Below are 24900 nucleotides of genomic sequence, written 5' to 3' on the forward strand. Positions count from 1 at the left end.
ATTATACTTAAAGAAATGTTATAATTTTTTTAAACACCCTTTGCTCAAGTGTCCATTTCAAACACATAGACTCCATAAAAGACCATATATAATTGATCTTATAAAATATCGCCTATCATCATGAAATATCAGTCGGCCTATAAGCCGGGTTCTGTAGAGTAAAGCTTACACTTTACATGGCAACCATTCATCTGGGACGGATGTTACCATCCGCCTCGTGCAACCTACCCGAATGACTCGCCCGGAAATCGGCTGCAAATTAAATTTTGCACGTCATTTCTATTTGGTCTTGCTCCCGGTGGGGTTTACCTTGCCACATTCATTACTGAATGCGCGGTGGGCTCTTACTCCACCCTTTCACCCTTACCTATAAAAATAGGCGGTTTACTTTCTGTGGCACTTTCCCTAGGGTCACCCCTGCCGGGTGTTACCCGGCACCGTCTTTCCATGGAGCCCGGACTTTCCTCACCTGCCGTATTTCAGTATCAGACAAGCGCGGCTGCCCAGCCGACTGACATACTGATTTATAAAACATTTTCTGCTCCGTGAAAATAGCATCTTAAAATATTTTATGACAAACCTCTCTCAACAGATGTTTTTATTTTAATGAAGCCAGATAAGTCTTTACTTTTGCGCAATATTTCGCTGAAATGGAATTCATTTTTTTTGCAGCATGACCTGCGTTATATTTAAGGATTGTACCACACGTACTTCCACCACTGAGTTTATAGGCCCTTGCCAAATAACGCATACCATATTCAAGATTGGTCGCAGGATCGTACAAATCCTGTACAGAACCACTAAAGCCCAACCCTCGTGCCGTAGAGGGTTTAATTTGCATCAAACCTATTTCGCCAGCAGCCCCCTTTATACCTGCCTTATAATTACTTTCAACTTTTACAACAGCATGTGCTAAATTAACGGGAACATTATATTTATTCGCAAGTTTCTGAATAAGAAACTCATAAGGACGAGCAGAAATCTTAGAAGCAACAATCACTGAGGTTTCTCCTGATTCCGCAACATTTAAGACACTATGAGTCCAACTTATATCAAATACAAAAAATACAGCACATGCTGTATTTAACAAGATTTTCAAAAATTGCATTTTCTTTCTCTTCACTCAAACATTCTCAAATTCTAGCCGCAAGTAATTTGCAAATGTATTATACAAAAAAGAAAGCAAAAGAACGTCTTTAAAAAGGAAATAGTAAGACAATTTCAAGCTAAAATTATGAAATAAAAGAATATATCTTTATGCACAAGTCTCAGATTTCTCTATATCATAAAATAAAAAAATAAAAAGACTATAATCAATCTTATAGCGTATCAAATAAAATGATATAATCTATAACTTGCGGCTATCTCTGTTGTATCAATCAATTTTTATATTAAAAAATAGCATCTGAACTAGATGTAATATTTTTTACATAAGATTATTAATTTTTTTATTGAGATCAATCCCTCAAAGAAAGAGAGACAAGAGCATCTTTTTACCGAAGATGCTCGATATCAAAAAAGGTTCACAAAAAATATAAACCGTTATCAACGCTTCTCTCTGATTAATAAACACCCACTGCACTCTTTATGTCCGATAAAACCTCAAAAAATCACAAAACAAATCCCCCCATCATTGCGCATAAAAAATTCATAAATATACTAAAACCATCATACTCTTTACCAATTCAAAATATTGGAACAGACTTTTAGCTCTCAAGATGTCTCAAAGAAGCTTTTTAATTCCTTTTTATAAAGAGTTTTTATCCACACAAGCCTCTACTTGTGGTATACAAGAAACTGATTTTAATTTTTTCACCATGGATAAATTTAAAATGAGAGGATTTTACAATTCTTAAGATTCTCATTCAACATAAAATGATAAATTATCATTATAAAACAATATACTAAAAAAGTTATATCCGTTTTTATCCCTACAACAAAGCTTAACAATTACTTGTGTCTATTTTTTTTGAAAAATGTTAGAAAACTCAATACCCCCAAAGCCTTTTTAAATAAAAATAGACCTCTCATCTTCATTCAAATATTTTTTCTTTGTCACAGACTATCATCTTATCAGTCTTGCACCTCATTTTCAGAAATCATACAAGTGGATAAATATCCTAAAATCCGTAGAACAAAAAAAGCTTAAATCCTTTAAAAAATTTTATTTTCTCATATCAAATAAAAAAATAACCGGTATATAAAATGCAGTTAACGTGTTTTATTATAGTCAATACTGCTTTTGTCATTGTAGCGATTGATAATGCAATTAACTTGGACCAATACCCTTGATAGACTTTCTATCACTCCTGTAATGATTGCAACATTACCCTTATACTCCAATTGCTTACCTTTTGAGAGATAAATTTTGTTAATACCTTACAAATTAATTATCTCCTCGCACTTTTCAAAATTTCACGAAAAGCTCTTTCTCCTTAAAATAAAACCCAAAAGCGCAATTAAAAAATAGCTAAAAATAAGCATTAGCAACGGAAGGACGAGAAATCGCTTTCGAGAGAGCCATAGCAACAGTTTCACCAGATTTTTGAGCCTGCTCACGACTCTGACCACTTTTAGAAGCAAGCGCAATTACATCACGACGCAGCTGCGCAATAAACAACTCTTGCTGTTGAGGGGTCATTTTAGAAAGATGCTTGATAATATCTGGAAAAGATACGGACAATCTCTCTAACAACTCCTCCTCTGTTACATCAAGCTGCTGAGAAGAAAAAGAAGAGCGACCGGAAAAAAACTGATAAACAGCACTACTTTGAGAAGCAAAAAAGACAGCGCCAGAAATAAAAAACACAAATAAAATAAAAATAATACGATGTGAAAAAGATCCCATTATCTCTTACCTAAAGATCACAGAATACAAACATAGCTTCCTTTTATGATTCTCCTTATAACATGCAACAATGCCTCAATAAAGAAAAATCAAATTATTAAAAATGAATACGCTAACACTATCCGCCCAATAAGACTCGCCCCTCTATGTATTTAGGTACTATAGGCGAAACAATAACAGATCTTACACTTCCCCCCTAATAACACCTTATATTTCCTAAAATAATTACAAAAAGCCTGACTGAGGAAATCCTCAGTCAGGCCAGACAATCTAGGGGATCCCCGGGGGGGGGGGGGGGAGGAGGTTCCCCGATTGTCCTCTTACATCAACCACTAAGATAGCCGATGCAATATTCTTGCTATGGAATAAAATTCTTTAAACAACAAGAAATTCTTATCATCTTCTACGCAAAAAAACATAAAAGAATTATAAATTATTTAAAAATGTTTAAATTTAGGCAAAAAAAGTTCAAAATGACCCAATTTGAAGCAATTTTATTTCAAGAAGCATCAATTAGAATCTACGATCATTATAACTTTTAAATAGTTTCTTTCATAACTCTGATGATCATATTAAAAAACAGTAATTTCTACGTATCCACCCTATAAAAATCAAACTACGTAAAAGTAGAATCACTTTTCCAACAGCAATCACCACAAAAAGAAAAACGTAGATTTTTAAAATCTTACACAAATAACCGTAAAAAATGGAAAATATCTTCTTGCAAGAAAGCTATGAATTATTTAAATTAAAACAATAAATTAGAGAAAATAAAATCTTATCTACCTTTATAAAAAATTTCTGTAAATGATCATTAAAATATTGTTACATCCCTCATGTAACAATCAATGAGAAACTTAAACAGCTTAATCTTATGAGAAAATGAGAACTCTGAAGATATTTGTTTCGAATCACGCCCCATCGTCATTCCAAATAACGATAGACCATTTTACAATAACCAACAGTCTCTAACGCATTTTAACATAACAAACCGAAATCAATGCAGACATTTTCTCTTAATCTCTATCATTTAAATGATCCCGTAAAATAATACACACAGTAGTTTCTATGCTCAAAAATTTTTATAATCTGTTCTTCTAACGTAAACAATTCATTGATTTACAATCATAACTCATCATTTTACAATTTACATGAGAAACCTCAAGAACGTAAGATTCCCTTATTTTCAATCTTCGTCTATTGAATTAATGAATAGCCATACTATCGCACATCACAAACAAGAAGAAGCATATGGATAAAAAACATAAAACGATGATGCCGGCTTACAACTTTTACTTAAACTAAAGACGATGGTGCCCTATCAATTTTACGCTATACCCACGGACTGCGTCATAAGATGAGCGGCAAACATAAAAAGAAAGAAAATACTTTTGGCAAAAACAATGAACTTATTTAATAACCTTCATAACTTCTCATGATAAAGAGATACGAAACTTTAGTGTAATATCACACTTTTCTTTCCTACTTTCAGCCACAGACTATCCCTAGATCATCGCCGATCTTATTTTTATGAATATAATGCATTGTCTTACCCTTTTACTTTTTCGTCTTTTTAGAGCATCTTTTTGCACCCCTCACTAAAAGTTCCAACGTACTCCTTATCTAAAAACCTGTTTTAAAGAGATATTTTAAGATCTATTGGGCACCACCATCTTTGACATTTATGAAGGTATGAGCCTTCACTATGATTATATTGTGCGGCATTATATCATATTGCAGCCGCCCTCACATTTAGAAGATGTATTTTCTTTTACAAACGGTATCATTAAGATAAATACCTTCTTTTGTAGCAGACAAACAGACTCTTTCGGATTCTGAAACAGGAAATTTGAAATGAAACAACATTCCTGTATTTAAACCTCTTATTGAGTCTAAAAAAATCAATGATCTTTTAAAATCAATATATTGGCTAATAACATAAATATGATAGCAAGAACACCTTAAATAATGATCCTCATAGGCTTAACTCTATAGAAGGTGCTTCATTATACAGCCTACACGCCGCTATAAAACACCAATACTCCCATATAAAAACATAATACAAATGTAAAAAACAATAGCTTATCAATGATTGAATAAAGTTTTATCTCTACGCTATTCCTTGAGAAAAATCAGAGTATAAAGCACGTTAACAAACGCGATTTATGCAAAATCTACTTGTTTATCTTTGATATCGTCAACCAATAAACGCGGATCACGAGCAAGCCAAAGCGTAGCAATCCCCTCCTCACTGTTTTCATTTTGTATAGGAGTAAGACAAACCGTTTGTTCTAGAACAAGTCCCGCATTTTTAAGCCATTGTTCTATTTGTAAAGCCGAAAATCCAAAACGCATATGCACTTGATCAGAATATGAAGACTCAATTTCATGATAACCAAAATCCACAATCAATAAACGGCCATGAGGACGCAAAACACTTGATATCTCATGAAGGAATATTTCAGGATTTTCAAGAAAATGTAAAACCCAATGAAGAATAACTAAATCAAAAGTTGTATCTCCAACAGACAAGTGAAAAACATTGCTATCAAGCACAACTTGAACCGCATGCGTATAAAGATTAGAAAACAATTTTAAGATAGAGTCTCCACCTCTTCCAATATTCAACATCGTCTGAAATGGTTTATCGCCAATGATTTCAAGTAACGAGTTTTCTACACCATGATCTGCCATATAGGATGACCGTAATACATCCCGTTGCAACGCATTTTGTAAGAAATGCTTCTTCCTCGTTTTTTGACGCTGCTTTTTAACATCCTTCAAACGTTCTAAATCATGCGCTAACAACACATCATCCTTTGGCAAAGCCGAAAGAATACCTATCACAATGTCTTTACCCCAAAAATCATGACAAAGCTTAAAATAAAGGCTATCCCCCTTCTGATAACGCTCAATCAATCGTGCTTCGTACAATAAACGTAAATATCGTGATATACACGCTTGCGACTGATCAAGAATAAAAATAAAATCAGGAATTGTTAAATCTTCATGATGTAAGAGCCTAAGAACACGTAAATGGCTTACTTCTGCGACCGCTTTCAGCAGCACAATCATTGCATCTAAACTTGCACTTTTTTTCATAATTATCCCCTAAACATTCCTATAAACATTTGTTTATAGGAAAAAAAGTCAAGCATACAACGCATATTCTCATCTATTTTGTTCTCTCTATTTTATCATACTATGAAAAAAATAGGCTAATGTAAAAAACGAACAGATCTTATCTCCCTGCTTCTCGTTATAATGAGAATACATTGATTTATAATAATAATTCATTTTTAACTTGAATAAAAAACCGGAATACCGTAGATTTTTCTCATTTCAAATCTATTCATGATAAATCAATCCAAATCATTCTCTTACAGCTCATAAACGGAGGGGACAGATGGATAAAAATACCTTTTATGCCCACCTCAAAACAAAAACTGCATACTATTGAGAAAAAATAACATGATAATGCCAGCTTGCATTTTTATTAAGTAAAGATGATAATGCTCAATGACCAAGGCATTTGTAGAAGTAATACTATACGCTCCATTCCCTCCTTTTCATTGCAGTTTTACAAAAAATAACCGGTTATATATCATGAGTAAAATAACCCTATTTAGGTCATAATTTCATAAAGTGTCTCTTACTCTTTTCAATGAATAAAAACTCCCACAGAGTACACACACACTTTATTTATGAAATAACAAACGCAATAAAATACACTATTATTCTAACAAAGTTGCGATAAGATAAAAAATTCTAGCGTGTAAGAGGTTTATAATTTGCATGCTTAGGATTAAGAGATTCCGCCCCAAGACGACGAACTTTATCAGCCTCATATTCAGCAAAATTACCTTCAAACCATTCTACATGACCATCACCTTCAAAGGCTAAAATATGTGTTGCCAATCGATCAAGAAACATACGATCATGCGATATGATAACTGCACAACCAGCGAAATTTTCCAATGCATCTTCCAATGCACCCAATGTTTCAGTATCAAGATCATTTGTCGGTTCATCAAGAAGAAGCACATTCCCCCCCTCTTTTAGAAGTTTCGCCAAATGTACGCGATTGCGCTGCCCTCCTGATAAATTTGCCACCTTCTGCTGCTGATCTGCCCCCTTGAAATTAAAAGCCCCGCAATAAGCGCGGCTATTCATCTCATATTTGCCTAATTTAATAATGTCATTTCCACCAGAAATTTCCTCCCAAACAGTTTTATCCCCCACCAAGGAATCGCGACTCTGATCCACATAACTCATGTGAACTGTTTCACCGATACGTATCTGACCTGAATCGGGCTTTTCCTGTCCCGTCAACATTTTAAACAAGGTCGACTTTCCCATACCATTGGCCCCAATAACGCCGACAATGCCACCAGCAGGAAGTTTAAAAGAAAGAGAATCAATCAATACACGTTCACCATAAGCTTTAGAGAGATTATCAACCTCAATAACAACTTGTCCTAACCTTTCTCCAATAGGAATAATGATTTGCGCCTCTCCAGGACGGCGCTCACGTGCTGCTTGAACCAACTCATCATAAGCCTTAATCCGAGCTTTTGACTTTGCTTGTCGCCCTTTTGGACTAGAAGCGATCCATTCTTGCTCACGTGATAAAGCACGTTGACGCGCTGCCTCTTCACGGCCTTCCTGAGCCAAACGCTTGGCTTTAGCCCCCAAATAAGCAGAATAGTTCCCCTCATAAGGAATACCTCTACCGCGATCTAATTCTAAAATCCAACCCGTTACATTGTCGAGAAAATAACGATCATGGGTTATCAAAAGCACAGCCCCAGGATATTCACGTAGATGCCTCTCAAGCCAAGCCGTCGTTTCAGCATCTAAATGGTTTGTCGGTTCATCCAAAAGTAATAAATCAGGTTTTGACAAAAGCAATTTACAAAGTGCAACACGCCGCTTCTCACCACCCGAAAGTTTTGTTACATCCCCATCGGCTGGCGGACAGCCAAGAGCAGCCATAGCCATTTCCACTTGACTTTCTAAATCCCAAAGATTCTGACTGTCAATAATGTCCTGAAGCTGTGCGCTTTCATCAGCCGTTTCCTCGCTATAATTCATCATCAATTCGTTATAACGCTCAAGAACTTCCTGTTTATCTGCAACACCTTCCATCACATTACCACGTACATCTTTGCTCGCATCAAGCAAAGGTTCTTGTGGTAGATAACCACAGCGTGCTCCTTCAGAAATCCATGCTTCTCCGGTATATTCCTTATCTAGCCCAGCCATAATACGTAAAATAGTTGACTTCCCTGCACCATTTGGCCCTAAAATACCGATCTTTGCATCTGGATAAAAAGACAAATGAATATTTTCTAGAACTTTTTTATTGCCGTAAGACTTGTTAAGCCCAGCCATATGATAGATAAATTGACGTGCCATAAATTTCTCTTTATACTGTGCGATATTAAAGATTAGGATTTTGAAAAAACTGCTTTTGCTTTTTGAAACTGTACAGTAAATAGTACTTACATCGTATCAAAAGCTTTTCGCTTTATATTGGTACATTTTTTCTAATCTCACAAGCCCCAGTATGGTCCTGAATGCAAAAAAACATCCCCCTAAAAAGCAAAAAGCAAATCTTTTTAGCTGTACCTGAAACCTGTTATCAAACATTACCTCTCTTTTCCATACCAGATATAACATTGTATTTTTATCGTATTAAACCAACTTATCAATGTAATATGGTACCACAAAGAAAAGCAATTCTCTATGCGCCTTCTTTTCTCGCTTTATGGGCTTTATATTACGCAGTAAAAAATCCTTCTCTTTTTTCATCGATTTTTTGCTACGGAAAGCAATGGACTTCACCCCTTGCCTTGATATGGCTTAAATTACGTTTACAAAACGACCGCCGCCTTATGGGATCTGACGTCCCAAGCCCAATGATCATGAAAGCTTTGCATCAACACGTAGCAACAAATGAATACAGTGCCCTTCCCATTGGTACGTGGTTACAATTCGTAAAAAACTATAAAGCCAATTGTAAAAACTTATCCATCCCCCTCTTTTGGCTTGATAATTATAAAAATAATATCAATATCCAGCACATCATTTCAAAACTTCAAGACGACATATAGCTTTTTAAAAATACGATAAAAGCTCATCTCGTATAGGAATATATTTATGGAAAAAAAAGCCTTAATCGTCATTGATGTTCAAAATGACTTCTTACTAGGTGGAGCACTTGCCGTACCTCAAGGTGATGCTATTTTACCCGCCGTCAATAATCTCATAAATCATTTTCACCACGTTATCTTAACCCAAGACTGGCATCCCAAAAACCATTGCAGCTTTGCTTCCTGCTATCCTGAAAAAAAGCCCTATGATACAGTCATTCTTGACTATGGTCCTCAAATACTTTGGCCTGATCATTGCATACGAGGAACACAAGGAGCAGAATTCCATCCATCTCTTAGAGTAGAAAAGGCACAACTTATCCTTAGAAAAGGCTATAATCAAAAAATGGATAGCTATTCTGCTTTTCTTGAAAATGATCAAAAAACACCAACAGGTTTACATGTTTATCTCAAAGAACATGGTTTTACCAAGCTCATTATGTGTGGCTTAGCAACTGATTTTTGTGTCGGATTCTCTGCTCTTCACGCCATACAATACGGTTTTAAAGTCAGTGTTTCATTAAATGCTTGTGCTGGTATTGATGTAAACGGATCACTAAACACTATGCTTAAAACTATGAACGAAGCAGGGATAGAACTGTTAATGCTCTCCTAAAATATTCTTTTCTCATCTACCATTATAACATTCTGATTTATAATGAATAAATTTTTTTACCTATTTAAGTAAGGAACGAAAATATCGTAAAATTCTCTCATTTCAACCCTATTTCAACACCATTCTCTTAAAACATCACAAATAGGATTGATGTATGAATAAAAATCTTGCAAAAAAAACAGCCAAAAGGCTTCTTATGAATCATTAAATGCAAGAGCAGTTATGATACTGAAAGCTGGTAAAAAGTATAGCGTAAACTTGCACCTTATATTGAAGTCAAAAAGCCTCTATACGTCAAAAGTTATCCAAAAGATTATACATTATTTCCCTCATGGAGGGGAAATCGTGCAATGATCTCCTCTTTAAAACAAAAACATCAATAAGCAATAACATGGCATTTTTTGCACAAAAGACCTCTTTCTATTCAAAGATATGCGATAAACAAAAGTGTGAAAAAGGAAGAAATCTCCATTACTTAGATACAACATGTTTATCTAATTGACGATGCTTAAAACGAATCGAAGAATATAATGCCATTCCAATAATACAGACTCCCACAAGTCCTGTTAAAACTTCAGGAACCGATATAATCGTTTGCAGATACATAATCACTGCAAGAACTAGAATTGCATAAAAAGCACCATGCTCTAAATAACGATAATGCAATAATGTTCCTGATTCAACCAACATAATTGTCATAGAACGAACGTAAAATGCTCCGATACCAAGACCTATCGCAATAATAAAAAGGTTGTGTGAAAAGGCAAAAGCACCAACCACGCCATCGAAAGAAAAACTAGCATCAAGAACTTCTAAATAAAGAAACGCCCCTACTCCCCCGTGAGCTACTGTTGTTAAAGTCTTTTGAGGAGTATCCAAGAGATGACCGACAACTTCAACACCGATAAAGGTCAAAAGTCCATAAAGTGCTGCTAATAAAAAAGTTATTTTATTTTCTGCGTCAATCTGAGCTGAAACAAATAAGATCAAAATCAAAACAATTGCAATATCAATTCCAACAAGCGCCCCAAACTTTTGAGCAGATCTCTCTATAACATTAAGCCAATGCACTTCTTTTTCAGAATCAAAAAAATATTTTAAGCCAACCATCATAAGGAAAGTTCCTCCAAAAGCAGCAATCCCCATATGCGCATCGGTTAAAACTTCAGCATATCGATGTGGTTCCCATATCGCTAATTTGACTGCCGCAATTGGATTAATCCCAACAGCAACGACAACCACCAATAATGGAAAAACAATTCTCATCCCAAATACAGCTATCAAAATACCCCATATAAGAAAACGACGACGCCACAATGGACTCATTCTACTAAGAACACGCGCATTGATAATAGAATTATCAAAAGATAAAGAAATTTCCAAAATTCCTAAAACAAAGCAAATAAAAAAATATTTAAGAAAACCAGTAATACTTTCCGTTTCAAACCAACCAATAACCCCTCCTAAAAAGACACCAATAATCGTGAAAAAAAAAGCAAACCCAAAATAGCGTAATAGGGACATGATCATTCCTCAAAGTTTATTTTCTACTTCATCTAAGCACACCCAGTACCAATCCAAAGTTTGCATCTCTTTAAAGTTGCATCTATTAATGCAGAGGTGTATAGAATATATATGGTAAAGTTACATGAAAATTCTCTCAAAAAAAGCAAGAGACAAATGTAGCAACAAGGAATTTTGTTTTGAAGTGAATATCAATTGTCAATACAATAAGTGCAAGATTGCTTTCTATCTACACAAATAAAAAAATAACAAGAAATTAAAGCTATAATATTGACATTATATCATAGAATATTAATACATAGTGTGCTTTTATTATTTAATGATTTATACCATGATGATTTACCGAGGGAGATAATTCGTGGCACGTCCTGAAACTGAATCAAAAACCATATTTGGAAAACGTTTACGTTATGTACGTCTTGCTTTAGGCGATCCATCGCGTGAAACCTTAGCTAAAAGTTTTAGCATGACAAAAAATTCCATTGCTTTTTATGAGCGTGGAGAGAGAGAACCCAATCTTAGTGTCTTACAAACATACCGCACGTTATATGGTGTCAATATTAATTGGCTTTTAACTGGACAAGGAAAAATGTTTGACACCGAATATACAAAAGGTGATTTTGACTGGAATTATTTTATTAAAAAAATCGAGGGACTGGAAGAAACACTTGCCGATAGTGATCGTAACGAAAAACTAAATCAAGAAAAAATCGACAGTTCTTATGAAAAATTGCAGCAATATTTGTCAAGACAAGGTTTATCAAATGGTTTTAACTCTAAAACTACAACCTCTCTTATCGATATGAAAGCTAAAATGGCCAATTCTTATACCCTTAGCTTATTCATTGATTTACTCATTCGAAGCGTATCCCAAAAAGAGGTTATAGCTAATCAATAAACGTCTATTTCAAAAGAAAAAGCAAGAAATGATTAAACACCAGTATGGAAAGAAGTATTTTTTTACTTTATCCGTGCTGGTGAAGTTTTATATAATTTATAAACTTTATTTCTGTAACGACAGAAAAATATTTGCGTTGTAAATGAAAGTATAGTGTCTTTAAATTAAAAAAAATAATTTTATAGTATAAAATTCTCATTCATATCTTATTGACAATAAATTTTTTCTTGTTAAAAGAATAATAGCTCTCATAGAAATTATTTTTTAAGGTCAGAAAATTTAAGGGGAATATATTGACGACTTCCTAGAGAGACATACATTAATGTTTACAAGCGGATTAGTTAAATATTTATCCTGAAAATTATCAGCTATTTTATGAGGTGGGAAGCATGTATTTTGAGGTGTTTCAAGGAGTTCACAATCAATGGTACTGGCGTTTAATCTCAGGAGATGCACAAAAAATTGCTTTTTCTAGTAAAGGTTATCCAACAAAACAAGATATCCTAATCAATATTGAGCAAATAAAAGAAATTACACATAAGGCTCTTATTAGAGAACTACAGTCCTAACGTTCTTTAACATTAAAACAAGCGTTTATTTTGTATAATGGTATGGTAGTTACTTTTGTGATAAATGAAAAGTGATTGATTTGCCCTCAATGAGAGGAAGTTTTTGTATTATTTCTGACACTCACAAAGAACATTCATATTCTTACAGATTATATGTTTATTTTCAATCATACTCAAATCTCTATAGCCTTTATCAAAAAGAAAATCTCTTAAGTGTTGTATTTTTCATAAAAAATAAACGCACATGAAGAGAAGATAAATCATCAATGAGAAATATATTTACTCTAAAAGATATTAATATCTTTTACGTTCATATTCCTCTTCTGTATCTGATAATCATAACTGACTTACCCATTTCATCTTCATAAAAAGCAAATATCTCTTTCTTTCTATTATCATGCAATTTTTTATACCTATTAGCTGAAACTATCGTAGCATTTATACCTTACATCTAAAAAGAACGTGCAAAACTGTTTCCAGCAATAATATAAAATTGCTGGATTGTATAGACGCGCTTTTTAATAACTAGCCTACCTATAAACTGGTTTATCATCATAAACTCTTATTTTATGATCAACGACGCTCTGTCTTATAACCTTAAATGTTGTCATAAAATCAGAGTAAACTTGAATATTCTCTTCCAATACAATCTCTCCATCAGCACCATAATTGGCTTCATTAAAGTTTATCTCTCTCGTCATTCCAATCTTCCTAACACATTTCCAAACCCTTTAATGCAAAATATGAATACAATCACTCTTTATCATCTTCAGATTTAAGCATTTTTTTATATTTCTTTTCATTTTTTTCATATTGCTTAATTTGTTTTTTCAGTTTTTCAATTGCTTGGTCGCGTCTTTTAATCACCATACTTTGCTCTCTAATAGCCCTATCTCGTTCTTCAGTCATCTTCATAGAATCTCTTAAAAACTCATGCTTTATTCTTCTAGATTCCTCTTTTAAAATTTTCACTTGACTGCGATAATATAAAGAAAATCGAAATATAACCCCGCTGCACAACAAAACAACAATCATTGCTCCCAATAAAATTTCGTTTACACTCATTTGGATCTCCCTTAATTGTCGCTCAAGTGATGATCTTGACCAATTTGTTTCATCCTCAATCAAAAAAAGAATGCAATAAATTGCATGTTCCAAGTGTGAACAATCACTCTCGGCGTTCTTATTTTCTCCATTAAAGCATTGATAAATGACGCAAACAAATCTCTGAAAGCGGCTAAATCTACACTCACACCAATTATTTGCGACACATTTATTGACACAAAATACAAAAAATAAGGAACGTCAAATAAAACTAACGACGCAATCCAATCATACAAGCCTTGCCCAAATCGTTCCTATCTTCCTTTTTTACGCCATGTGGAATGCGGCTATATATGAAAGTTTTTCATTATTACAAAAATCTTCAGTGTCACAAAGCACAGCATTTCTGTAAAATTTTGCCTTCCCACAAATCTTTACATCACCACAAACTAAAGCATCATTATAAACTCGAGCCTTTCTAAAATCACGAGTATCACCACAAAATTCAATACATTGAGCATTCAAAACTTGATCAAAAAAGACCGCATTAGCATAAACATATGCATCTCCACTCATATTCAAATAACGATAAAGTTCTTATTTTTCATAAACATGCGAACTCTTACGAACGACTAAACAACCATATGTTAATGCATTGTTATCAATAACAATATCATTATAAACACAGACTTCATTATAAACCGCAGCATCATAAAAACACATTCATCCCCATAAGGGCATTGATCGAATGTACAATTCTACCAAACAACCACCTTTGTGGATCAGATTACCTTCCTGTTTAATAAAATATCCAAGATCACTTTTTTGATATTTCCCATTTTTTTACGCATATATACGATATACCATCTGATAGTGATCTAATTTATTACAATAAAGAAGAAATCAGTATTCTTTGTCTATGCAATTTACATTTTTTCTACAGCCATTATCCTATCTCTTAAGGCTCTAAAGCTTCGTTATATTCACACACTACCCCAACATCAGAATTTTTTTTACAAATTCTGATGTTGGGGTATATCTTGATTTATAATGCTGCTACGTATACTATCATAGTGAAATCTCATAAACATACGAGTGTGTATCGCCCTTTCTGGTATACACATTTACTTTTTCACAACCGTGGAACTAAGCAACCATTTTTATTGATTCGAATCTGAAAGTGTATGGGGACATTTTGTTATTAGTTAAAAACAACTCTATATGCTTCCTTAGCGAAGAGCTACACATGGATATTTTCACGCTCCTTGTATCATATATTCTGGATTCGCAACGCAATATTAACGCTATAGCGTAAATATGTAAAGGTCTAAAAATGACAAAGACTGAAAAAGATTGGTTCCAACGCTTAGTTGAATTGATAAAAAGTGACGGACGAACAATGATTGAAATAAGCAGAGCTGCAGGCTGTGGACAAAATTACGTCCAACAAATGATAAATGGAGGCAAGAGGCCTTCTGTAGATAAACTCATGGCTATTTTGAATACACTGGGAAATGCTAGTGCCATATATGTAATAACTGGTTTCAACATCTCCGATGAAGACTTAAAACTCATAACTTTGATTTCGTCTGGAGATAAAAAGAAGATTGAAGCCTTAAATGTTCTGTTGAATGAGCAGAATCTGTAGCATTTTCTACTTTATCCAATATCGCTTGCTTTTGAGACGTCGATAAAGACTCCCATTTCACAATAATATCAGATAAAGTTGTTTCAAATTTTTTATCATTCTTCATAGTCATACTCCATGTAGTCACACTATATAACGCTAAAGCGTTTAAAATATATCTCATACCTTAGAAAAAAATATTTGCAATAGGCAGTATGGAAGCAATTGTGTACAAACTTATTTTACAAAATCAGATGAAGTTCTATTAGTCATGTACCATGGTGAAACAGAAAGCATCACACGATCCAGACCTTCTTATGAAAATTGGTATAATCTATCAAAAACGCGAATAATGTTACGCAGATCTTGCGATTCGGACCAATAAAAACTAATGTGAAAATATCCCTGAAGACACTCCTGAACTCTATATAAGAGAACACGAAAAAGCTTTTTTGAAAAAAATACATCACAATTTATTCTACATAGCACCATCTATGTTTTTTTAACAATATTGCAAAGCGAGAATATAACAATGTTATAGGAATAAATTCTTATAAACAGAGCCACACTACCTAAAACTCTGTAACACATTTACAGGTAACCTCCCCTCTAAACGCACCTTGTAAATACTAATATAAGTCTCTATCATAAGCAAAAATGATACTATCAAAAAAATAAAACGAATCACCACGCACAATCTTTGTACGTAAATTTTATACAGATTTACAACAAGAGAGAAATTCCCTTATGCAAATGAAGAATTATATTTTAAAAGTATGGCTTTGAAGAAGAAGTATACTTTTCCAAAAAAACACCCTCCCTGCCAATAATTTTTCATAAGAGAAAAAACTCATAATAAAGATAAAACTCTCTATACGATCAATACGAGAAAAATGTTAGCAATACAAAAAAGTGCTAGGGTTACCGCAATATTGCCAATTCCTTATCAGAGTAAAATCAAAAAAGACATCTGCTCTTCAATAATAATTCGGATCACATGAAAACTCTATAATTTAAACATTAAGCAAAAAATACACAAAAACAGAAAATGGCATTTTAACAAATTTTCCAATATCATAGAAAACATTTCTTACAGAATAATAAAATGCTTATTACAATAGAATCTGGATGATGCAAAGCGATAGAAACAATCACTCAATTGACTTTTCAAAGAACAATTAATAAAATTCTTTTCAGAAAACACGCCACCGTCACTATGAGCAATATTTCTCAAGATATTAAATAGAATTCCTTTCTTGGGAAAAAGAAAATATCAACAAATGTTATCATCGTTGCCCCCATGATACATATGAATGCCCATAGATCACATTCTCTTATACACTAACCTTTCATCACAATGATGCTATTCGAACATCTAAAAGACATTAACATCACTTAGAAAAAAGCAAATTTACACTAAATGTTTTTTGAGCCATTTGTTCTGAACAGGTACAATCTTTAAAATTGGTTTTATTGAGGTCTGTTTATTTGCAGAACAAGTATAAATAAACTTATCCAATGAAGCTTTTAGCCTTCTATTTTATGAAGAACACCATATAGAAAAGTACAAAACAGTATATGAATTAAGAAAGTAAATAGCGACCCATATCAGTTAATCCAAATGCTAAAAGGTTGCAAATGAGAGAACTTCTTTGATGAGACTAAGAAAACATACCATCATATTAAAGCGACTGAGAGAAAAAACTGCAACAAACAACGACCAAAAGCTTCTAAAACAAACAGGAAAATAAATAAAAAACGAAAAAGGTAGAATCTCAAAACTTTTATATAAGCGATCCATTTTTCTATTGTACATTTCCCTATTGGTGGGCCCGGAGGGACTCGAACCCCCAACCAAGCGGTTATGAGCCGCTGGCTCTAACCAATTGAGCTACAGGCCCTAAATAGGTTGTTTCTCTCTAAACTAAAATGCCCTATGATACAAGAGCTGACAAAGATTATAACCCATCTTTTTCTCTTTTCTATTGGTTTTTTTTTCAGTGCTCTAATTTCTTTACAAAAACTCTTAAAAATGAGAGAATAATTAACTGACAAATATAAAGGTATAGATATGATAGAAAAGAAAATTCAACCACTGAAGAGTTCTCTGGTTAAAACAGTTATATTAGCATTTACACTCTTAGCCACATCGTTGACTGTACGTGCTTATGCTGAAGAAAATAAAATGAAAAATGCAACGATTACAGTGACAGCAATCGGAGAAAGTCAAGCAGCACCGGATATGGCCATTATTAATCTAGCCGTTGTTACCTATGACAAAACTGCCCAAAAGGCATTAGCTTCCAATAATCAATCCATCAATGATATTATAAACGCTTTTAAAAACAATGGCATCCAAGCAAATGATTTGCAAACATCAGGCTTATCCATTTATCAGTCGATCTCTGATAAACGCCACGAAAAAAAGAATAATGAAAAACTCTATCATGTTTCAAATTCTTTAACCGTGCGCATTCGTGATCTTACCAATGCTGGTAAAATCTTTGATCAAGCGATGACACTAGGTGTTAATTCAGTTAACGGCATTACTTTTACCAACGCAGATACAAAACCATTTTATCAAGAAGCACGTAAAAAAGCCATTACTGAAGCCATTGAAAAAGCGCAAACGATAGCGCAAGCAGCCGATTTAAAATTAGGAAAAATTATTGAAATCAATGAAAAGGATGATTACTATCACCCAACACCACGTCTCATGAGTAGAGCAGCAGATGTAAGCTACGCAAATACAAATTTTGCAGGTGGTGAATTAAATTATAACGTGAGCGTCACTGTAGTCTTTGCGATCGATTAAGTCACAAACAAGTTGTATAAAAAATCACATTACTGGCCTTCACGTAGAAGACCAGTAATGTGATAAAGATAATCTTCCTCAGATAATAATTCGTCTTCGTAAATCTCTATTTGTCCGCGTGCAGAAATATGCGCTGTATGTACCGTCTGACAATCCCCTGATACCAATGGATGCCACCAATGAAGATCTTTTCCCTCATAAATTAATCTATAAGCACAACTTTCTGGGAGCCAACGCGCTGTTTTAACTGTCGTAATGTCTAGCGATATACAATCTGGTACAATTGATTTACGATGAGCATAATCTCGACACCTGCAGGTTTCCCCATCTAAAAGACGACAAGCAATACTGGTTGCATAAAGGTCACCCGTATCATCGTCCTCAACTTTATGGAGACAACAACAGCCACAGCCATCACAAAGGCTCTCCCACTCAGAAATGGAAATCTCTTCTAATTTTTTTACTTTCCAAAAGGGAAGTTCTCCACTCATAAACTCAGACACACCTTTTTTAATTAAGACGATCTATAAAAAATGAAACGTTTAATTTCTATAATTTTATCTATTTCTGTCTCTTAAAAAGATTCAACTCAATGTATACTTTAAACCATGTTCTTAAAAGCTATCTGAATAAAAAGAGAATATTCAAAAATAGCGCATATAAATGAACATAACCTATTGAAACATCTCTTTGTAAACTTAACGAAGAATAAAATGCGTCACCTAAAATGATAGAAAAATTCCGCAAAGAACATACATTTTTCATCAAAAAGTCCGTATGTTGCAATATAAGTTTACTCCTAACAGATCTCATTTCTTAAAAACGAGCCGCGCTATACGCAAGGTAATGTTTTTATCGTTCATTTCTTGAAAGCCCCCTACTCTCTACTCCATAACCACCCTTTGCCCTATATCTATTCTTTTGAGAAAGAGAAGTATAAAGCCCCAAAGCTAAGAAAAACATTAAACATCGAAAACTTTCTAGATTGTTCAAATTCTTCCTATGTTTTTCTCAAAAAAGTATCCAAGTACAACATGAAGCACCTCCCCCCTTCATTAGGAAGAAAGAGGGAGTTATTAAAATGCACACGAATTCTTTTATTTAAGAATCGAGAAAACTGCGCAATTTTCGTGAACGGCTAGGATGTTTTAATTTACGAAGTGCCTTTGCTTCAATCTGACGAATACGCTCTCTTGTAACTGAGAACTGCTGTCCCACTTCTTCCAATGTGTGATCGGTATTCATCCCTATTCCAAAACGCATCCGCAAAACACGTTCTTCTCGTGGTGTTAATGAAGCAAGAACGCGTGTTGTCGTATCTCGCAGATTAGCTTGGATAGCTGCATCAATTGGTAATAACGCATTCCTATCCTCAATAAAATCACCCAAATGGGAATCATCTTCATCACCAACAGGCGTTTCGAGAGAAATAGGTTCTTTTGCAATTTTAAGAACTTTTCGTACTTTTTCTAACGGCATAGAAAGCTTGCTAGATAATTCTTCTGGTGTTGGTTCTCGTCCAATTTCATGGAGAATCTGACGCGAGGTACGAACGATTTTATTAATTGTTTCAATCATATGAACAGGAATACGAATTGTACGTGCCTGATCAGCAATTGAACGTGTAATAGCTTGACGAATCCACCATGTTGCATAAGTTGAAAATTTGTAGCCGCGCCGATATTCAAACTTATCCACAGCCTTCATCAAACCGATATTGCCCTCTTGAATAAGATCAAGAAACTGCAAACCACGATTGGTGTATTTTTTTGCAATTGAAATGACAAGACGCAAATTAGATTCTACCATCTCTTTTTTCGCAATTGTTGATTCGCGTTCACCTTTCTGCACCTGCATAACAATCCGACGAAATTCACCAATCGAAATAGCCGTTTCTTGCGCAAGATTTTGTATTTCACTTCGCAGTTTTTGGATTTCTTTTGCTTCACGCACCGAAAACTCTTTCCAACCAGGTGTAGGCAAAGCAGAAATATAATTCATCCAATCCGCGTCCAATTCACGCCCTTGGTATTCTTTTAAAAAGTCCTCATGGCCAATGCCATAGCTATTGGCAATCCGTTTCAGCTTACCTTCATTATGAATCAATCTCTTATTAATGTCATAAAGCTGTTCAACCAAAGCTTCGATACGATTTTGGTTTAAAGAAAGGGATTTTACTGCTTGAATCAACTCACCCTTTAATTGAATATATTTCTTCTTCTGAGAAGATGTAAGAGCCCCCTCTTTACGCTCTGCCAAACTGCTTTCAACATGCTGATCTTGTAATTTTCGTAATTTCACATAGGTTTGAGCAATAAAATCCAATGTTTCCATAACTTGAGGACAAAGTTCATTTTCCATTGCAGCAAGCGATAAGTTAACATCGTCCTCGTCCTCTTCATCATCGTCTTCAATGTTTCTCTCTCCTGCGCTCTCCCCCATATTACGTATACCAGAAGACATTTTTTCTTCTACTGTCTTATCAACTTCACTTCGCTCAATAACAGGAGCCTGCTTTGCTTCTGGACCAGCATAAGTCGTTTCAAGATCAATAATTTCACGAAGAAGAATACGCTGCTCTTTTAACTCGTCACGCCAGATAATAAGAGCCTGAAAAGTCAAAGGACTCTCACAAAGTCCTGCAATCATTGTCTCACGCCCTGCTTCAATACGCTTAGCAATGGCAATTTCGCCTTCCCGCGAAAGAAGCTCAACAGCTCCCATCTCACGCAAATACATACGCACCGGATCATCCGTACGATCTGTTACTTCGCGTTTATTCGTTGTCGTTGCAATTGCGTGGCTAGAGGCTTCTACTAAATCACCCCCCTCTACCGTAACTTCTTCTTCATAATTTTCAGACTCGACTTCATCCTCATCATCCACAACATTAACCCCCATCTCAGAGAACATCGCCAAGATATCTTCAATTTGTTCGGATGTAACCTCGTCAGAAGGAAGAACAGCATTGAGTTCATCCATTGTTACGTAACCATTTTTTTTGGCAAGTTTAATCATTTTCTTGATGGCATCATCAGAAAAATCAAGAAGAGGACTATCCAAACTCGCTTGGTTTGTTACTTCTGCATTATCTTTCTGTTTAACCTTTGTTGCCATACCATAACTCCACTCGATCACTTCATAGTTTCCATGTAACCATAGTTTCCATGTGACCAGTTTTTTTTGTTCTCACTAAAATCTACCAATAGTTACTCATATATACTTCCTGTTAAGAGATTACCATTGGAAAGAATACATTTTGTATACGCCCTGACATCCAGACAAACTTGACATCCAGACAAAAACGCGGGAAAACTCCAGAAGTTTCCCCGACACCTCTCAGCCCTTCTGAGATAATCTCTGCACCCTATCGTAAGAACCAATTTCCCGCTTTTCCTAAAATTTACCCGCTTTTCCTAAAATTTAATTGTCATCTTTATAAAAATGTCACTCCACATAAACTTCCTCATCTAAAATTTAAGTGACTGATTCGCATTAAAAAAGCGAATCATTTTATCGTATCTTGTGTATTCCCGTCTATTTTTTCATCCAACCAACTTCCAAATCCTTCAATTAACGCTTCTGTTGCCTGCATCTGCTCCAGCTCATTTTTTACCTCACGAAGCAGATCAAAAACCTCACTCTTAGGATTTTCTACAAGTTGCTCTTCAATATCCTGTAACCTCTTATGTAGGTGGTGTTCTTGAAGATGCAAGTAGACAGCTTGTTTTAATATAGCACGCGCATCTTCTATAGGGGCTCCACCAGGAATAATACGCATACCAATATTTTGCACAAGATGTTTCATACGCTCTAACAGAGCCTTTTGCCCTCTTTTTTCTAAGAACACAACCATCGTCTCTTTATCATGAAGCTGTTGGTCCCCAAGAATTTCCAACATAGCTTGATGAAAAATTATCAATTGAGTATTTTTTAATTCTAACTCAGAAAGAATTTCAAAATTTTCATACCACAACTCAGGATAGTAAGCTAAAGTAAGTAAAATCACTGCTTCACGCAAAGGGATAGATTGCGAAGAATTTCGTACTATTTCAGAATTTGCTAACAGAGAAAAGGTTTGATCTTTAAAGGTCCTATTTGGTGAAGATTGACCATATCGCCCTTCCCCCCTTTTTTTCGAAAAAGAGGGACGAAAAAAATCAAAAAGGCGTTTTTTTACATCTTGCAAATAATAACGACGGACATCTTCATCCTTAATCGTAAAAATTTGTTGTTTTAGTTGTTTTTCTAGCGCTGCTCGTGCCTCTGGAATTTCAAAATGCTTTCCATAGGTAGCACGCCACCATAAAAGCTCACTCAAAGGAATAGCTTTTTGCAAAAAAGAAGAAAAAAGCTGTGCTCCACCAGCACAAACAATTTCATCAGGATCTTTCCCTTGTGGCAACAAAACAAAGCGTACACAAACCCCAGCCTTTAAAAGAGGCAACACACGATCAGCAACACGAAAAGCAGCTTTTAAACCAGCATCATCACCATCAAAACACAAAATAGGCTCCTTCCCCATCTGCCATAAAAGCTCAATTTGCGCTTCCGTTAATGCTGTCCCTAAGGGCGCTACAACTCCTTCAAAACCAGCTTTAGTCAATGCAATGACATCCATATACCCCTCAACAACAAGGAGTGAATGAATTTTTTCATCGCCAACAAAGCGACTATTTTTGCGAGCTGCTGCCGCGTTATAAAGTATATTTCCTTTATGAAACAGCACTGTTTCAGGGCTATTGAGATATTTTGCTCGTGTCTCTTTCTCTAATGCACGCCCTCCGAAAGCCACCACACGTCCGCGCAAATCTTCGATAGGAAACATAATGCGATTTCTAAATCGGTCATAAGAATCTGCGCTCTCCTCATGCACTGAGAGAAGCCCACATTCTTCCATTTGCTTTATTGAAATGCCCCGTGCACTCAAAGCTTCTTTCAAAGCTGTACGCCTTACCGGTGCAAAACCAATGCGGAAACGCTCTACAAGCTCTGGTGTAACACCACGTGCATCCAGATAACGACGTGCTTGCGTACCTTCTTTATCGCGTAAATTATATTGAAAAAAATCTGTAGCAATTTTCATCACATCATAAAGGTCAGCTTTTTCCAGTTGACGTTTATGACTTTGTGAATCCAAAATAGGGAGTTTTATTCCCGCAAAATCAGCCAAACGCTCTACACTTTCTGAAAAGTGCAATCCATCAAGCTCACACAAAAAGGTAAAAATATCTCCACTTACACCACAACCAAAACAATAATAGCGCCCTTTATGATCATCACAATGAAAACTTGGCGTTTTTTCACCATGAAATGGACAACAACACCAAAAGTCTCCCCGTGAAGGCTTACTTTTTCGAGGATCAAAATCCACCCGTTGCCCAATCACTGTTGAAATTGGGAGTCTCGTACGCAATTCATTAAGGAAATCGGGCGGAAAACGCATTATCTCTCACAGAGTTTGAAAATTCTTTTTTGCATATTTAACGACTTTAGAGCATAATTCCAATACTTCCTCTTAAGCAGTTGTAAAATTTTAAACCCTCAACTGCATATATTTTTAGAAATGGAGAATAAAAAGTGATCGAATTTATTGCTCAATATCCGTGGTTAGAGGCTATTTCTTGGCTTGTTATTCTTACTATAGCTGCCCTTTTAGTGAACTTTCTAGGACGAAAATTACTTATTCACGGAGCAAAAAAACTCTCTTCTTTTCTCCCCAAAAATACAACGATCGATATTAATAATGCTATTCAATACATAGCGGATATCATTTCAGCTTTTATTCTTTCAATTGGTGTTAATTTTATCTCAACATTGCCCGATGCATTTAGCACTGTCATCAGTAATGTTGCCAACGCCTTCATTATCTTCTTTGTCGTCCTGACAATTTCTTCCTGTCTCAATGTCATTAACATCCTTTACGAACAACGACCAACAGCACGACTAAAACCAATAAAAGGTTATATTCAAATTGCTAAAATTGCACTTTTTGCTGTTGCAACAATTTTAATGGTCGCTACATTGATTGACCGTTCCCCTCTTATTCTCTTCTCCGGTCTTGGTGCAATGGCCGCGGTTCTCATGTTAATTTTTCAAGATACGCTTCTTTCTCTCGTTGCCGGTATTCAAATTTCATCCACTGATATGGTTCGTGTTGGGGATTGGATTGAAATCCCCAATCTCGGTGCCGATGGTGATGTTATTGAAATTGCCTTGCATACTGTTAAAGTTCAAAATTTCGACAACACCATCACCTCAGTTCCTATCCGTAAACTTGTGACCGACCCTTTTAAAAATTGGCGTGGAATGCAAGAATCGGGTGGCAGACGCATCAAACGCTCCCTTTTTATTGATCAATCAAGTATCCATTTTCTCACAAAAGAAGAACAAAAATATCTTTCCCGATTTAATTTATTAGAAAGTTATTTCACGCAAAAAGTAGAAGAAATCGAACAATGGAACGCTCAATTAGATAAAAATCATGATGTCTTAGCCAATACGCGCCGTTTAACCAACATTGGAACTTTTCGTGCTTATGTTTTTGCTTATCTACAACAGCATCTAAACATCAACCCTAATATGACCCTCATGGCACGGCAATTACCTCCTACAGAAAATGGTTTACCCTTAGAAATCTATTGCTTTACGAACACCACCGTTTGGATCGACTATGAACAAATTCAAGGCGATATCTTTGATCACCTTTATTCCATTCTGCCCTGTTTCGGTCTAAAGGTTTTTCAAAATCCAAGCGGTTATGATTTTAATCAAGTATTAAAAGCAAAAGTGAAATAAAAACAA

20 protein-coding genes, 1 tRNA gene and 1 other RNA gene are annotated in these 24900 nt (G+C 35.0%); 7 read left to right on the forward strand and 15 right to left on the reverse strand.

Annotated features, from left to right (window positions below):
- Positions 1–124 precede the first annotated feature (124 nt).
- The 5 genes from rnpB to ettA all read right to left on the reverse strand — a co-directional run bounded on the left by rnpB (position 125) and on the right by ettA (position 8266).
- Positions 125–515: RNase P RNA component class A (gene rnpB, locus ACFIMK_RS07870), an RNA gene on the reverse strand.
- 83 nt (positions 516–598) lie between these two features.
- Positions 599–1108 (reverse strand): lytic transglycosylase domain-containing protein, encoded by a 510-nt coding sequence (locus ACFIMK_RS07875; RefSeq protein WP_375613362.1) that lies wholly within the window; start codon positions 1106–1108, stop codon positions 599–601.
- A gap of 1362 nt (positions 1109–2470) precedes the next feature.
- Positions 2471–2848, reverse strand: coding sequence for a hypothetical protein (locus ACFIMK_RS07880; protein WP_375613361.1), 378 nt, complete (start codon positions 2846–2848; stop codon positions 2471–2473).
- 2163 nt (positions 2849–5011) lie between these two features.
- Complete coding sequence (locus ACFIMK_RS07885) at positions 5012–5950, reverse strand: ArsR/SmtB family transcription factor (RefSeq protein WP_375613360.1); 939 nt, start codon at positions 5948–5950, stop codon at positions 5012–5014.
- Between the two features lie 666 nt (positions 5951–6616).
- On the reverse strand, positions 6617–8266 hold the full coding sequence (gene ettA / locus ACFIMK_RS07890; RefSeq protein ID WP_375638341.1) for an energy-dependent translational throttle protein EttA: 1650 nt from the start codon (positions 8264–8266) through the stop codon (positions 6617–6619).
- Between the two features lie 161 nt (positions 8267–8427).
- On the opposite strand from ettA, the gene ACFIMK_RS07895 reads away from it, so the two are divergent.
- Both ACFIMK_RS07895 and pncA read left to right on the forward strand, forming a co-directional pair.
- Positions 8428–8964 carry a hypothetical protein gene (locus ACFIMK_RS07895; RefSeq protein WP_375613358.1) on the forward strand — a complete coding sequence of 179 codons (537 nt, stop codon included), beginning with the start codon at positions 8428–8430 and terminating at the stop codon, positions 8962–8964.
- A gap of 46 nt (positions 8965–9010) precedes the next feature.
- A complete protein-coding gene (gene pncA / locus ACFIMK_RS07900; protein WP_375638342.1) occupies positions 9011–9619 on the forward strand; it encodes a bifunctional nicotinamidase/pyrazinamidase in 609 nt (202 codons plus the stop codon).
- Positions 9620–10090: 471 nt separating this feature from the next.
- Here pncA and ACFIMK_RS07905 read toward each other — a convergent pair whose 3' ends face one another.
- Positions 10091–11143 (reverse strand): DUF475 domain-containing protein, encoded by a 1053-nt coding sequence (locus ACFIMK_RS07905; RefSeq protein ID WP_375628804.1) that lies wholly within the window; start codon positions 11141–11143, stop codon positions 10091–10093.
- A 358-nt stretch (positions 11144–11501) separates the two neighbouring features.
- Between ACFIMK_RS07905 and ACFIMK_RS07910 the strand changes: the two genes are divergently transcribed.
- Positions 11502–12041 carry a helix-turn-helix domain-containing protein gene (locus ACFIMK_RS07910; RefSeq protein WP_375628802.1) on the forward strand — a complete coding sequence of 180 codons (540 nt, stop codon included), beginning with the start codon at positions 11502–11504 and terminating at the stop codon, positions 12039–12041.
- 389 nt (positions 12042–12430) lie between these two features.
- Positions 12431–12610 carry a DUF1508 domain-containing protein gene (locus ACFIMK_RS07915; protein ID WP_142416545.1) on the forward strand — a complete coding sequence of 60 codons (180 nt, stop codon included), beginning with the start codon at positions 12431–12433 and terminating at the stop codon, positions 12608–12610.
- 530 nt (positions 12611–13140) lie between these two features.
- Here the strand turns inward: ACFIMK_RS07915 and ACFIMK_RS07920 are convergent.
- From ACFIMK_RS07920 to ACFIMK_RS07935, 4 genes are all read right to left on the reverse strand, one after another.
- Entirely contained in the window at positions 13141–13311 is a 171-nt protein-coding gene (locus ACFIMK_RS07920) for a hypothetical protein (RefSeq protein WP_375613355.1), read from the reverse strand.
- A 52-nt stretch (positions 13312–13363) separates the two neighbouring features.
- Positions 13364–13675, reverse strand: a complete 312-nt coding sequence (locus tag ACFIMK_RS07925; RefSeq protein ID WP_375613354.1) for a hypothetical protein — start codon at positions 13673–13675, stop codon at positions 13364–13366.
- Positions 13676–13981: 306 nt separating this feature from the next.
- The gene (locus ACFIMK_RS07930; protein WP_375613353.1) at positions 13982–14230 is read right to left on the reverse strand and encodes a hypothetical protein; all 249 of its coding nucleotides are present in this window, start codon (positions 14228–14230) and stop codon (positions 13982–13984) included.
- A gap of 21 nt (positions 14231–14251) precedes the next feature.
- Positions 14252–14377, reverse strand: coding sequence for a hypothetical protein (locus ACFIMK_RS07935; RefSeq protein WP_375613352.1), 126 nt, complete (start codon positions 14375–14377; stop codon positions 14252–14254).
- 610 nt (positions 14378–14987) lie between these two features.
- Between ACFIMK_RS07935 and ACFIMK_RS07940 the strand changes: the two genes are divergently transcribed.
- On the forward strand, positions 14988–15302 hold the full coding sequence (locus ACFIMK_RS07940) for a helix-turn-helix domain-containing protein (protein WP_007347852.1): 315 nt from the start codon (positions 14988–14990) through the stop codon (positions 15300–15302).
- On the opposite strand, the gene ACFIMK_RS07945 is transcribed toward ACFIMK_RS07940, so the two are convergent.
- Positions 15226–15408 carry a hypothetical protein gene (locus ACFIMK_RS07945; protein ID WP_375611974.1) on the reverse strand — a complete coding sequence of 61 codons (183 nt, stop codon included), beginning with the start codon at positions 15406–15408 and terminating at the stop codon, positions 15226–15228. The genes ACFIMK_RS07940 and ACFIMK_RS07945 overlap by 77 nt on opposite strands.
- A gap of 1697 nt (positions 15409–17105) precedes the next feature.
- Positions 17106–17182 (reverse strand) — tRNA-Ile (locus tag ACFIMK_RS07950).
- 170 nt (positions 17183–17352) lie between these two features.
- On the opposite strand from ACFIMK_RS07950, the gene ACFIMK_RS07955 reads away from it, so the two are divergent.
- Positions 17353–18096, forward strand: a complete 744-nt coding sequence (locus ACFIMK_RS07955; RefSeq protein ID WP_375683074.1) for an SIMPL domain-containing protein — start codon at positions 17353–17355, stop codon at positions 18094–18096.
- 29 nt (positions 18097–18125) lie between these two features.
- Here ACFIMK_RS07955 and ACFIMK_RS07960 read toward each other — a convergent pair whose 3' ends face one another.
- The 3 genes from ACFIMK_RS07960 to dnaG form a co-directional block, all read right to left on the reverse strand.
- On the reverse strand, positions 18126–18587 hold the full coding sequence (locus tag ACFIMK_RS07960; protein WP_375628795.1) for a YcgN family cysteine cluster protein: 462 nt from the start codon (positions 18585–18587) through the stop codon (positions 18126–18128).
- A gap of 610 nt (positions 18588–19197) precedes the next feature.
- Positions 19198–21213 (reverse strand): RNA polymerase sigma factor RpoD, encoded by a 2016-nt coding sequence (rpoD, locus tag ACFIMK_RS07965; RefSeq protein ID WP_375613401.1) that lies wholly within the window; start codon positions 21211–21213, stop codon positions 19198–19200.
- Positions 21214–21604: 391 nt separating this feature from the next.
- Complete coding sequence (dnaG, locus tag ACFIMK_RS07970; protein ID WP_375668334.1) at positions 21605–23542, reverse strand: DNA primase; 1938 nt, start codon at positions 23540–23542, stop codon at positions 21605–21607.
- A 134-nt stretch (positions 23543–23676) separates the two neighbouring features.
- Here dnaG and ACFIMK_RS07975 point away from each other — a divergent pair, with 134 nt between their 5' ends.
- Positions 23677–24894 (forward strand): mechanosensitive ion channel family protein, encoded by a 1218-nt coding sequence (locus tag ACFIMK_RS07975; protein ID WP_375638344.1) that lies wholly within the window; start codon positions 23677–23679, stop codon positions 24892–24894.
- Positions 24895–24900: the final 6 nt, after the last annotated feature.

The organism is Bartonella sp. AP280QHHD (assembly GCF_042196125.1).
Taxonomy (GTDB): domain Bacteria; phylum Pseudomonadota; class Alphaproteobacteria; order Rhizobiales; family Rhizobiaceae; genus Bartonella.